Genomic DNA, 12690 nt, shown 5'->3' on the forward strand with positions numbered 1-12690 from the left:
TCAAGTCCTTGGATCAAACGCATCGCGGCAGGCCTCGCCGATGAATACCAGCAGTGAAAGGATCAGCGCCAAGGCAAAGAACGCGGTCAAACCGAGCCATGGCGCTTGCAGATTATTCTTGCCCTGGCCGATCAACTCACCCAGCGAAGCACTGCCGGCCGGCATGCCGAAACCGAGAAAATCCAGTGCCGACAAGGTCGCGATCGCCCCGGTGAGAATGAACGGCAAATAGGTCAGCGTTGCGCTCATGGCATTGGGCAGGATGTGCCGAACGATCACCTGCGCATCACCGACACCCAGCGCCCGTGCGGCTTTCACATACTCCAGACTGCGACTGCGCAGGAACTCGGCCCGCACCACATCGACCAGGCTCAACCAGGAAAACAGCGCCATGATCCCCAGCAACCACCAGAAATTCGGCTCGACAAACCCGGACAGAATGATCAGCAGGTACAACACCGGCAGCCCCGACCACACCTCCAGCACGCGCTGACCGATCAAATCGACCCAACCGCCGTAGTAACCCTGCAACGCCCCGGCGGCGATACCGATCAGCGCACTCGCCACCGTTAGCGCCAAGGCAAACAGCAGCGACACGCGCGTGCCGAAAATCACCCGCGCCAGCACATCGCGCGCCTGATCATCAGTGCCCAGCCAGTCGTCGCCACTGGGCGGACTCGGCGCAGGCTCCGTCAGGTCGTAATTGACCGTGTCGAACGCGAACGGAATCGGCGCGAACCACAGCCGCCCACCCTGCCCCTCGATCAATTGCCGCACCTGCGCGCTGCGATAGTCCGGCTGAAACGGCAACTCACCGCCGAAATCCTGCTCGGTGTAGCGCTTGAACGCCGGGAAATACCAGTCGCCCTGATACGCCACCAGCAGCGGTTTATCGTTGGCCACCAGTTCACCGCCAAGGCTCACGCCGAACAGCGTGAGAAACAGCCACAGCGACCACCAGCCACGCCGATGCGCCTTGAACCGCGCCCAGCGACGCTGGCCGATTGGAGACAATGTCAGCATCAGGCAGCCCTCGCGGTGAAGTCGATGCGCGGGTCGACCAGCGTGTAGCAAAGGTCGCCGAGCAGTTTTATCAGCAGGCCGAACAAGGTGAAGATAAACAGCGAGCCGAACACCACCGGGTAATCGCGGGCGACCGCCGCTTCGTAGCTCAGGCGACCGAGACCATCGAGGGAAAAGATCACTTCAATCAGCAGCGAGCCGCCGAAAAATACCGTCACCAACGCTTGCGGCAAACCGGCGACGACCAACAGCATCGCGTTGCGAAACACATGGCCGTACAACACCTGCCGTTCACTCAGCCCTTTGGCGCGCGCGGTCACCACATAAAGGCGCGAGATCTCGTTGAGAAAGCTGTTCTTGGTCAGGATCGTCAACGTGGCGAAACCGCCGATGACCAAGGCAATCACCGGCAGCACCAAGTGCCAGAAATAGTCGGCCACCTTGGCCCACGGCGACAGCTCGGCGAAGTTGTCCGAGACCAGCCCGCGTACCGGAAACCAGTCCAGCGCCGTGCCGCCGGCAAACACCACGATCAGCAGCAGCGCGAAGAGAAATCCGGGCAGCGCATAACCGATGATGATGGCCACACTGCTCCAGACATCGAACGCCGAGCCGTTGTGCACGGCTTTGCGAATGCCCAGCGGAATCGACACCAGGTAGGTGATCAACGTCGCCCACAGGCCCAGCGACAAGGTCACCGGCAGTTTCTGCCAGATCAGCTCCGTGACGCTGGCACCGCGAAAGAAACTCTGGCCGAAATCCAGTCGCGCATAGCTTTTAAGCATCAACCACAAACGCTCACTGGCGGGTTTGTCGAAGCCGTACTGACGCTCGATATCGGCCACCAGTTTCGGGTCGAGTCCGCGGGTGGCGCGGGATTCGCCACCGACGGTTTCGACATGGCTAGAACCCACCGCTGCACCCACGCCAATCCCCTGCAAACGCGCAATGGCCTGCTCGACCGGGCCACCGGGCGCGGCTTGGACGATGACGAAATTGACCAGCAGGATCGCCAGCAAGGTAGGCACGATCAGCAGCAGACGCCGCAGGCTATAACCCCACATGGCTGTACTCCTTGTGCGTTTGGGTTGACGTCAGTGCAGTCGGGCTGATTTCCCACCAGGTGTCGAGACCGGCGTCGTACAGCGGCGCAATCGCTGGTCGGCCGAAGCGGTTCCACCACACCGTGGATATTCCCGGCGGGTAATAGTTGGGTACCCAGTAATAGCCCCACTGCAACACCCGATCCAACGCATGAGCATGGCGCAGCAGACTTTCGCGATTGTCGGCCTGCACCAGCCCTTCGAGCAGTGCATCGACGGCCGGATCGCGCAGCACCATGTAATTGTTCGAGCCGGGATCAGCGGCGCCCTCAGAACCGAAGTAATTGAACATCTCGCGCCCCGGCGCCTGACTCACCGGATAACCGGCGACGATCATGTCGTAGTCACGATTACGCACGCGGTTGGTGTATTGCGCGGTGTCGACCTGACGGATATCGAAGCCGATGCCGATTTGCGCCAGATTGCGCTTGAACGGTAACAACAGTCGCTCGAAGCCCTTCTGGCCATTGAGGAAGGTGAAGTGCAGCGGCTCGCCATTGGCGTTCACCAATTCATCGCCGCGCGGCTTCCAGCCCGCGTCTTCGAGCAGTTTCAGTGCCTGCAATTGTTCAGCGCGGATATTGCCACTGCCGTCGGTTTTCGGCGCTTGAAACACCGTGGTGAACACTTCACCGGGAATCTGTCCGCGCAATGGCTCAAGAATCTTCAGCTCTTCGGCATCCGGCAATGCAGTGGCCGCCAGTGCGCTGTGGGAGAAGAAGCTGCGCTGACGCAGGTACATGCTGCGCATCATCTGGCGGTTGCTCCATTCGAAATCCCAGAGCAGGGCGATCGCCTGACGCACCCGACGATCCTGAAACAATGGTTTTTGCAGGTTGAACACAAAGCCCTGCGCGCCTTGCGCAGCACCGGGCGCGAGGTGCTCACGGAGCAATTTGCCTTGCTCCAGCGCCGCCCCCGCGTAACCGATGGTGAAACTGGTGGCCGAGAACTCGCGGTTGTAATCGAAGCCGCCGGCCTTGAGTACCTGCCGCGACACGTCGGTGTCGGCGAAGAACTCCACGCTCAGTTGATCGAAGTTGTAGAGGCCGCGCGTGATCGGCAGGTCCTTGGCCCACCAGTCCTGCACCCGTTGAAATTTCACGCTGCGCCCCGCATCTACCGCGCGGATGCGATACGGGCCGCTGCCCGGCGGAATCTCGAAACCGCCGCCCTCGGCAAAATCCCGCGTGCGCCACCAATGTTCGGGCAGCACTGGCAGTGTCGCCAGGTCCAGCGGCAAGGTGCGGCTGTCGTTGTTCTTGAAGAGGAAGCGCACTTGCGTCGGCGACTCGACGACGACCTCAGCGACATCGCGAAACTGCTGGCGGTATTTGAGACTGCCCTGGGTGGTGAACAGTTCGAAGGTGTAGCGCACGTCTTCGGCAGTGATCGGCGTGCCGTCGTCGAAACGCGCCTTCGGGTTCAGGTAGAAACGTATCCAGCGGCGATCCGGATCCAGCTCCATCTGCTGCGCCACCAGACCGTAGACGCTGTAGGGTTCGTCCTTGCTGCGATAGGCCAGCGGCGCATAGAGCCAGCCATCGATATCGGCCACGCCGGTGCCTTTGTCGGTGTAAGGAATCAGGTGGTCGAACGGGCCGCTTTCCAGCGAAGACCGGCGCAGGCTGCCGCCCTTCGGTGCGTCGGGATTGGCGTAGGCCAGGTGCTGGAAGTCGGGGGCGTATTTGGCGGGTTCGCCGTAGACGGTTAACGCCGGTTGCGGGGCGGCCCAACTGAACGGTGTTAGAAGCGCGAAAGCGCTGAATAAAATGAGCCTGGAGAACATAGGGCAGATCCTTTTACACGGTGTCGCTGACGGCCTCTTCGCGAGCAAGCTCGCTCCCACATGGGTCTTCAGTGAACTCAAGTCCCTGTGGGAGCGAGCTTGCTCGCGAAAGCGTCAGTGCATTCAACACACCTTCTGCCTACCTGTGATGTGCAACAGGCCGGCGATTTTTATAGGGCAGGCCTTAGATCAATAGGTGACTAAAACCCGTCATCGCTGATCATTTTCAGAACTTGTAACTGACCCGCGTGTACAGCGTCCGCCCAAACGGATCGCCATATTTCGGGTCGTAGCCGCTCTGGAATGTGTACGTCTGGTTGCTGAACGGTGGCTCGCGGTCGAACAGGTTTTTCGCGCCGAGGGTCACGCTCAGGGTCTTGCGCCAGGTGTAGGTGCCGGCCAGGTCCCAGACGTTGTACGAGCCGACGTAATCGTGAGTGTCGCGATCGGAGTCGTGGTAACCGCTGGTGTAACGGTTGGTCAGGGCAGCGCCGAACGGGCCGTAATTCCAGCTGCCGGTGAGGCTGTGCCGCCAGCGCGCGACGGCGCCCGCCGAGGCAAAGTCGCCACCACGAAAATCACCCAGCTTGTCGATGTAATCGCCCTTGAGTTGTTGCTGGTAGTCATAGCGGGTGACGTAAGTGCCTTGCAGACCGATGCCGAAGTTGCCGTACGGTGTGCTCGGCAGACGGTAATCAAAGCTGACGTCGACGCCGTTGGTCTTGATCTTGCCGAGGTTGGCCAGCCCGGTGACGATGTGATCGATGGAGCCATCCGCCTTGCGCACCAAGCGATCCGGGTACAGCTCAGGATTCTCGAACACCGCCGATTCGGGGAACTCGGCAATCTGGTTGGCGATGTCGATCCACCAGAAATCCAGCCCGGCGCTCAGGCGCTCGAATGGTTGATAGACAAACCCGAGGGTGACGTTGCGTGCGGTTTCCGGGCTCAAGTCGGTATTGCCGCCGCTGGTGCGATTGAACTGCTGCGCGCAGTCGCGGTTGGCGATGCCGCCATTGCTCGGATTGCCACCAGCGCACAACCGCGGGTCGTTGTAGTTGGCGTTGGTGAAACTGCTGAACGTCGGGTTGTACAACTCATACAACGATGGCGCGCGAAACCCTTCGCTGTAGGCACCGCGCACCACCAGTTCCTTGAACGGCTGGAAGCGGAACGAGTATTTCGGGTTGGTGGTGCTGCCAAAGTCGCTGTACTTGTCGTGGCGTACGGCGGCGGACAGTTCGAGGCTGTCGAGCACCGGCACATTGACCTCGGCGTATTCGGCCGAGACGCTGCGATCCCCGGCAACACTGCCGTTCGGATCAACACCGAGGCTTTGCACGTCGCCGGCAAATGCGGCGAAATCCTGATGGAAGTCTTCCTTGCGATACTCGCCGCCCAGCGCCAATGCCGAAGGGCCGGCACCGAACCAGTCGCCGATTTCACGACTGATGCGCCCGTCGATGGCCTTGACCCGCCCTACCGCCGTGGCGTAATCGCCGTCCACCGCGTTGGCCGCCAAAAGCGCCGAACCGGCAGCCGTCTGCGGGCCGAACGGGTTGATCACGCCGTCGGCAATACCGGCGCTGACGGCACGGTCATTGACGTAGCCGTCCTGAATGCTGTTGACCACTTTGTTCTGGTTGTACGAGGCGCCGAGGTTGTAATCCCAGCCGACCAGCGTGCCGTCGAAACTCAAAAGCAAGCGCTGGCTGGTGTTGTCGTCTTCATGCTGGCGCGCACCGACGGCGGTTTCACGCCAGTTGACGTCGACCGCTTGCGTCGGATCGAGGGCGAAGCCGTTCGGCCCGGGCGTGATGCCGTTGCCCGGATAGAACGCCGTGCCGGGGTTGACCTGATTGCCCATCAACGTGCCGGGGCCGATTTGCGTGCGGTTTTCGTTGCGCGCCCAAAAGTATTCGAGGCTGACGTTGTGATCGTCCGACAGCTTGCCGGTGGCTTTGGCGAAGGCCGAAGTCTTCTCCGTTTCCGGCACCAGATCGAGGTAATTCCACAGGCTTTGCCGGCAGATACCGTTGCGTGCCAGCAAACCCGGTGCGTTGCAGCCGGAACCGGCCAAAGGGTTGGTGGCATTGCTGCCCTGACTCCAGTTGGCCGGCGATGCGGTGCCGGAGGTGTAGTCGAGCCCGCGATTGGGCTGATAGTTGTAGGTGTAACCGCGATCTTCGGCGGCCAGACGTTGTTGTTTGTCGTAGCTGACCACGCCGAACACGTTGAAGCGATCATCCTGCAAATCACCGAAGCCCCAACTGCCGCTGAAGTTTCGACTTTCACCGCCCCCCGAATGCGTCGGCGTGTCGTAATTGGTGCTGATCTGCCCCTCGGTGAGACTGGTTTTGGTGATGAAGTTGATCACCCCGCCGATCGCATCGGTGCCATACAGCGCCGAGGCGCCGTCGCGCAGCACCTCGACCCGGTCGATGGCCGCGAACGGAATGGTGTTGAGATCGACACCGGAGCCATTGATTGCGTTGGTGGCGTTGTTGCTCAGGCGCCGGCCGTTGAGCAGTACCAATGTCTTGTTCGCGCCGATACCGCGCAAGTCGGCATACGACGCGCCGCCACTGCTCGACCCCACCGAACGCCCGGAGCCGACTGAAGACTGGTTGGCGGAAATGCGACTGACCAGCTCCTCCGTGGTAGTAACACCCTGCTCGCGCAGCTCTTCGACGCGCAGGATGGTGACCGGCACTGCGGTTTCCGCATCGACCCGGCGGATTGCCGTCCCCGTGACTTCGACCCGTTGCAGTTGGGTGGTCGGTTCAGTTGCCGTGCTGTCGGCGGCGATCGCCGGCAGTGTGTTGATTGCCAGCAGCAAGGCCAGGCTCAAAGGTGATTTGACGGGTGAAAACTGAATCATGAACAGCCATCCCTGCGTTTTGGTTTATGCAGGGATGTGCGATGACGAATAAGTATTTATAGAGGGCGATTTAGACTGTTGGGTGCTGAGGTTATGCAAAAAAAAGCCATGCCTCGATATCAAGCCGATGCCATGTCCCTCAGCAACCGTGTATCCAGACCAAAACGTTCTTGAGAGACCATTTTGAACTGCCCCGCTGCGAGGTCGCAGCTCACCAGCAGATTCCACGAGTGGCGAGTTGCCGCCGAGGGAATCAGGACAAACGGATGTTCATCCAGTAATGCGTCGGCAAACCGTTGTTGATTGGGCGACGGCCACGCGGGACTCAACCAGTACGGATTCGGCACCTCTTCGGGCTGAACGACTTTGACCCGTGCATCGCCGATGACCTCAAAGCACGTCAGCACATAAGGCTCTCTGTCCAGTGCATCAAAACTGTTATTGGCTGCCACCTCCAGAATGGCCGAGGACGGGTCGACAGATGCATAGACGACTCGCCGGCCAGGCGCGTTCCATCGACCGCCCTTCAGTTTTGGACCCATCCCGCTGTCCCACGTGTCTCCGTAGGCCTCCTGATCCAGGCGCCAGCCATACCACTGTCCTTCCCAGGGCAAGGGATTCATGGGTAACCCCCGTACAGGACCCGACACAAGTATTGCTCGACCATCTGGAAGCCCAGTGGATGACGGGTCAATTCCAACGGCACGTAGCCGTTAAGGTAAGGGGTCGACTTCTGCATCCATATTTCCGCCTGTGGCAGCCCCCCGAACGCCCGAGTGGCCATCTCCAGCACCAGCGCATATTGGTAGGCGACGACACTCTGTTGCGAGTCAAGCCGTACCGGTTTGCCTTTCTTCAACAGCCGCTGCACGGTTCTGACAGATTTGCCGGTGATGCGTTTGACCATGTCTTCGCGCAGGTACATTTCGGAAGTTGAAAGCATGTTGACGACGTCGCTCAGCTCAAAGCCCTCGTCGGTAAGGCGGACAATCAGCATGGCATCATCACCGAGGTCCTGGCCGTGCACGAGCAAATCGACAGGTTTTCCCTCGGCCTTCTTCAGCAACGTCAGCCGGGGTGCTTTTGATGTGGGCATCGCGACATCCTCCATGGGGCATCTGGCGCGATCGTCGATCCAGAAGTTGCGCAGGGAATAAACAGGGGTTTCATGTTCGATGTGTGGGGTACGCATAATAGATCCTTGATCTGGGAGCCTGAGCGTTCAAGCCGCTCAGCGACTTCAATGTCAGGTCCGATGCTATAGATCGCGCTTCCGACGACCAACCTGAAAAGGTCGTCGGAAATATCCCCTGTTTGCCGCAAAACCCGCCGTTTTCCGTAGGACGTAAAACGCGAAATGCCTGCCATCATCCGCCGAAGTGATAACTCACATCCAGCCACCACTGCCGTCCGTACGGGTCATAGTTGCCGGTCGGGTAATACGGCCAACCCGCCGAGTCATCGTGTTTGATCTGATTGAGCACGTTGTTCACGGTCAGCCCGACACTCGCCCGGTCATTGAGTTTGTAACGCGCACTGGCGTTGAACACCGTCCACGGCGACAGACGCCCGTCTCCTGCGCCGTTGGTGACTGAACCGTAACGAATGCCCATCAGCGTCGCCGTGGCTTTCTGGTAATCCCAGGTCAGGCTGGCGTTGACCTTGCTGCGCCAGTCGTAGTTGGTGCGTGAAGTGCGCCAGTCTTGCGTTGGCGCCTCTTCCGATTCCTTGTAGTAGTGCGACAGCACCAGGGTATAGCCCAGCGCCGAACTGAACGCGCCGTACTGCCCGGCACCCCAGCGGATATTGCTCTTGAAGTCCAGACCACTGACCCGCTCGCTGGCGGCGTTGATCGCATTGACCCGAACGCGCTGCAACTGGTTGGGATCGACCGCGGCATTGCCAGCGTTGCGATCGATGCGCGCCAGGGTCGATTGGCAATTGGCCGAGTTGATGTCCTGCGTGCCATTGCGGCATTCGTTCTCCTGTTGCAGCAAGCGGTTTTCATCGACGGTGGTCAGCAGATCATCGATCTCGACGCGCCAGAAATCGGTGGAGAAATCGAAGTTGCGCGACGGCGACCAGACAAACCCGTAGGTCCAGGATTTGCCGCGTTCCGACTCCAGATTAGCGGTGCCGCTCTGGGTGTAATCGACCCGTCCACGATCACACGCGCCCTCCACGCCCTGGCTGCAACCGTAGTAATCGATCTGCGCCGGATAGTAGCCGTTGCTGTCGGATTGATAGATGTAGTTCAGGTCCGGCGCACGGAAACTGGTGCCATAACTGCCGCGCAGCAACAGGCTGGTTACCGGGCGCCATTCCAGCCCGAGGTTGTAGGTCTTCTGTTGTTCGGTGCGGCCGCTGAATTTGTATTGGTCCCAGCGCCCGGCGGCGGTCGCCAGAATCGTGTCGGTGACCGGAATGCTGAACTCGCCGCCCGCCGCATAGCGTTTGCGCGAGCCGCCGGAACTTTGCTGTGGGCTCACGCCGTAAAAAGTGCCGTCGTTAAGGCCATCGTCCGGGTCAACGCGATACTCCTGCTTGCCCGCCTCCAGCACCCCGGCGAATCCCACGGGCCCGGCCGGCAGATCGAACAGATCGCCATTGACCGAGGCGTTGTAACTGGTCGACACCGATTTGCTGCTCTGGGTCAGGTTGCCGCGAAACTGTTGCCATTCCTGCGGTGTCAGCGGCCGGTCGAGACGCGAGGCATCCGGAGCAAACACCGGGTAACCACCGCTGACACCGAGCTGTGGGCCGAGGTAGAAATCCTGGATCGACGACAGTGGCGTATAACGCGTTGTCCTGACGCTGCGATATTCCGAACGATTGGCCGCCAGATCGTAGCTCCAGCCAGTGTCGGCGATCTTGTCCGAGAGTCCGAGGGTGCCGGTCCACGAGGTATCGCGCCACTTGCTGTTGTTGCTCGTGCGGCCACCGATTTCCTCTTCGCCGAAGCGTCGATACCAGCGCTCCAGATTGCCGCTGTTCTGGTTGATGAAATCCGGCGAGGTGAAGGTCGGCCCGCGTGTGTTGTTCTGGATATGGTCGAGGCCGTACATCAAATCGGCGAAGACCTGGCCGCTGTCGCTGAAATGCCAGGTGCCACGGGTGTAGCCGTCGTAGTTTTCCTTCTGGGTCTGCACAGTCCAGTAATCGTTGTACATCTGGTCGGTGCGGCAGCGCCCGCCGCTGTTGACCAGTTTGTTGTCGAAGGTGCCCTGATAAGCACCGCAACCCGGTCCCAGATAACGACTGTTGCTCAGGTCGCGGCGGTAACCGACGTCCGCCAGCGGGCCGTTTTGCATAAAGCCACGGTCATCGGCCCAGATCGGATCGCGGTTAGTCAGCTCCAGACCGAACAAGCCGTCAAAATCCCCCCAACTGCCGCCTCCGCTGATCTGCAAGCGCTGGTTGTCACCGCCGCCGCGCTCACTGGTGCCGCCCTTGAGGTTGACGTCGACGCCGTTGATCTTGTCCTTGAGGATGATGTTGACCACCCCGGCAATCGCGTCCGAACCGTAAATCGCCGAGGCGCCGCTGCTGAGAATTTCGATACGTTCGATGACTGCCGACGGAATATTCGCCAGGTTGGTGAAGTTGACCTTGCCGTCGTACGGCGTCGGGTAGTCGGCGACGCGGCGGCCGTTGATCAGCACCAGCGTATGGTTCGGGCCGAGGCCGCGCAGGTTGAGTGCGCTGGCCGCCGGTTGCCAGGTGTTGCCGTAATCTTCGCCTTGGGTCATGCCGGTGTTTTGCGTTTGTGTCGCCAAGGCGTCGTAGACGTTTTTGTAGCCGCGCGCTTCCATTTCTTCGTGGGTGATGACGTTGACCGGTGTGGCGCCATCGCTCTGCGCGCGGGCAATGCGCGAACCGGTGACGGTGACTTTTTCCATGCGGTAATCGGCGCTGGTGACCGGCGCCACGGCTGTGACTTTCGCCGGCACATCGGCCGCGCGAACCGTTAAACCCTGGGCGCTTTGTTCGACTTGCAGACCACTGCCGAGCAAGGCCTTTTCCACTGCCTGACGACCGCCCAAAGCCCCGCGCACCGCCGCACTGCGTTTGCCTTGCACCAGTTGCTGACTGAAGGAAATCGGTACGCCGCTCTGCCGCGAGATGTCCAGCAGCACTTCGTCGAGCGGCCCGCTGGCAATGTCGAAGCTGAACAGTGCAGCTGCCGGCTCCTGGGCAATCGCCAGCAATGGGCTGAGGCCCATCGCCAACGCAGCGGCGAGGGTCAATCGAGGTAATTGTTGTTTGATTGAGAACATCGAAGGGTTTCCCTTTTGGAGGCATCTGCAGGGAATGAGCAGCGGGCCGGCGCTTTTTATAGGGCGGCGATTAGGCCAAGAAGTTATGGGTTTATAACCGCGCGTCGATGCTGACCCAGTACGGGTTGTGCCACGTGACGTGAATCGGCAGCGAGCGCTCCAGCAGTTGCAACGTGCGGTCGCTGTCGTCGAGCGGATAGAGGCCGCTGAGGCGCAGATCCGCAACATCGGGACTCAGGTGCAAGATGCCGCGCCGGTAGCGGCGCAGGCTGTCGATGACCTCGCGCAGAGGCCGGTCGCGCACTTCCAGGCGACCTTGCACCCAGGCACTTTCCTGACCGTTGCTGCGTTCCAGCGACAACAGTCCGGCGCCGTTGAACAACAGACTTTCGCCTGCCTGCACCACTTGCCGAGCACCGCCTGCGCTGACCACTTCGACCTGCGAATGAAGCATCACCAAGCGCGTCGCCTCCTCGTTGTGCTGCACGAGAAACTTCGTCCCCAGCGCCCGCATGCGGCCATGCTCGGTCTCGACCACAAACGGCCGCGCCGACTCTTTCGCCACATCGACCAACAATTCACCACTGCGCAACGCGAGCAAGCGTTGCTGGTGATCGAACAAAGGCACCACTCGACTGCGTGCATTGAGCGTTAAAGCGCTGCCGTCGGCGAGTGTGAAGTCACGTCGTTCACCGGTTCCGGTCGCCAACTCCCCCGTCTCCGGCAGCCAGCCGTAGCGCCTTCCGAGCAGCCCGGCCAACAGCGCAATGCCGAGCACACTCAAACTGCCGCTGATAAAGCGTCGACGGCTCGATGGTGCATTGAGGCTGTGCAACAGACTGTTGCGCGGCACGTTGCGCAGGCTCGGGTTGCGCAGCAGATTCAGGCCGCCGCCCATTTGTTCGATGACCTGTTGATGGCGAGGATCGGCAACGCGCCACGCCTCGAATGCGGCCCGCTCGGCCATGCCCGCCTCGCCCGACTGCAACAACGCCAGCCATTGCGCGGCCTCGTCGATCACCGCATCGTCCGGCCTCATGCCTGCATCGCCTGATAGCAGCGCTTGAATGCTTCGACCATGTATTGCTGCACGCGACTGGTCGACACGCCGAGGCGCTCGCCGATCTCGCTGTAAGTCAAACCGTCGAGCTGGTGGTAGAGAAACGCTGCTTTGGCCTTGGCCGACAGCCCATTGAGCAAGCGATCGACCGCCAGCAGCGCTTCGATCACCAGCGCCCGCTCTTCCGGAGACGGATGCACCGGCTCGGGCGCCAACGCCAGGCTTTCCAGATAGGCGCGCTCAAGGTCCTGCCGACGCCAGCCTTCGTAGACCAGCCGCCGGGCGATGGTGGTCAGCAGCGCGCGCGGCTCGCGAATGGCTGTCGGGTCCGGCAATGCCAGCACCCGCAGAAAGGTTTCCGAGGCGATGTCCTGCGCACTGTGCGGGCAACCCAACGTGCGGCCAACGGCAGCGCACAGCCAGCGATAGTCCTTTTGGAACATCTGCCCAATGATCTGGTAATGCGGGTTGTACCCACCCATGCCTTGCTCCCTGAAACGGGTCCCACCCGCTGCGAAAAACCACCGTTCTGCCGGGATCGTCCGGCTCTGATCAGG

9 protein-coding genes are annotated in these 12690 nt (G+C 60.8%); all 9 read right to left on the reverse strand.

Translation table 11 applies throughout. The annotated features are described in order from the left end of the window. Positions 1-1023: an ABC transporter permease gene (locus GTU76_RS02040; protein ID WP_180697948.1), complete on the reverse strand. Its 1023-nt coding sequence runs from the start codon at positions 1021-1023 to the stop codon at positions 1-3. Beyond that, positions 1023-2087: a microcin C ABC transporter permease YejB gene (locus GTU76_RS02045; protein WP_180697949.1), complete on the reverse strand. Its 1065-nt coding sequence runs from the start codon at positions 2085-2087 to the stop codon at positions 1023-1025. The genes GTU76_RS02040 and GTU76_RS02045 overlap by 1 nt, the downstream gene beginning before the upstream one ends. After that, complete coding sequence (locus GTU76_RS02050; RefSeq protein WP_180697950.1) at positions 2074-3915, reverse strand: extracellular solute-binding protein; 1842 nt, start codon at positions 3913-3915, stop codon at positions 2074-2076. The genes GTU76_RS02045 and GTU76_RS02050 overlap by 14 nt, the downstream gene beginning before the upstream one ends. Before the next feature lie 226 nt (positions 3916-4141). Beyond that, on the reverse strand, positions 4142-6796 hold the full coding sequence (locus tag GTU76_RS02055; RefSeq protein WP_180697951.1) for a TonB-dependent receptor: 2655 nt from the start codon (positions 6794-6796) through the stop codon (positions 4142-4144). A gap of 119 nt (positions 6797-6915) precedes the next feature. After that, positions 6916-7419, reverse strand: a complete 504-nt coding sequence (locus GTU76_RS02060; protein WP_180697952.1) for an RES family NAD+ phosphorylase — start codon at positions 7417-7419, stop codon at positions 6916-6918. After that, a complete protein-coding gene (locus tag GTU76_RS02065; RefSeq protein ID WP_180698009.1) occupies positions 7416-7892 on the reverse strand; it encodes an antitoxin Xre/MbcA/ParS toxin-binding domain-containing protein in 477 nt (158 codons plus the stop codon). The genes GTU76_RS02060 and GTU76_RS02065 overlap by 4 nt, the downstream gene beginning before the upstream one ends. A 271-nt stretch (positions 7893-8163) precedes the next feature. Continuing rightward, positions 8164-11073, reverse strand: coding sequence for a TonB-dependent receptor (locus tag GTU76_RS02070; RefSeq protein WP_180697953.1), 2910 nt, complete (start codon positions 11071-11073; stop codon positions 8164-8166). A gap of 91 nt (positions 11074-11164) precedes the next feature. Further along, positions 11165-12112, reverse strand: coding sequence for a FecR domain-containing protein (locus GTU76_RS02075; protein ID WP_180697954.1), 948 nt, complete (start codon positions 12110-12112; stop codon positions 11165-11167). After that, positions 12109-12615 carry a sigma-70 family RNA polymerase sigma factor gene (locus GTU76_RS02080; RefSeq protein WP_034152323.1) on the reverse strand — a complete coding sequence of 169 codons (507 nt, stop codon included), beginning with the start codon at positions 12613-12615 and terminating at the stop codon, positions 12109-12111. The genes GTU76_RS02075 and GTU76_RS02080 overlap by 4 nt, the downstream gene beginning before the upstream one ends. Positions 12616-12690 lie beyond the last annotated feature (75 nt).

The organism is Pseudomonas crudilactis, assembly GCF_013433315.1.
Classification (GTDB): Bacteria; Pseudomonadota; Gammaproteobacteria; order Pseudomonadales; family Pseudomonadaceae; genus Aquipseudomonas; species Aquipseudomonas crudilactis.

Bases quoted from the DNA above. Each gene is read 5' to 3' on its own strand.
- GTU76_RS02040 (WP_180697948.1), bottom strand. From the start codon at position 1,023: ATGCTGACATTGTCTCCAATCGGCCAGCGTCGCTGGGCGCGGTTCAAG.
- GTU76_RS02045 (WP_180697949.1), bottom strand. From the start codon at position 2,087: ATGTGGGGTTATAGCCTGCGGCGTCTGCTGCTGATCGTGCCTACCTTG.
- GTU76_RS02050 (WP_180697950.1), bottom strand. From the start codon at position 3,915: ATGTTCTCCAGGCTCATTTTATTCAGCGCTTTCGCGCTTCTAACACCG.
- GTU76_RS02055 (WP_180697951.1), bottom strand. From the start codon at position 6,796: ATGATTCAGTTTTCACCCGTCAAATCACCTTTGAGCCTGGCCTTGCTG.
- GTU76_RS02060 (WP_180697952.1), bottom strand. From the start codon at position 7,419: ATGAATCCCTTGCCCTGGGAAGGACAGTGGTATGGCTGGCGCCTGGAT.
- GTU76_RS02065 (WP_180698009.1), bottom strand. From the start codon at position 7,892: ATGCCCACATCAAAAGCACCCCGGCTGACGTTGCTGAAGAAGGCCGAG.
- GTU76_RS02070 (WP_180697953.1), bottom strand. From the start codon at position 11,073: ATGTTCTCAATCAAACAACAATTACCTCGATTGACCCTCGCCGCTGCG.
- GTU76_RS02075 (WP_180697954.1), bottom strand. From the start codon at position 12,112: ATGAGGCCGGACGATGCGGTGATCGACGAGGCCGCGCAATGGCTGGCG.
- GTU76_RS02080 (WP_034152323.1), bottom strand. From the start codon at position 12,615: ATGGGTGGGTACAACCCGCATTACCAGATCATTGGGCAGATGTTCCAA.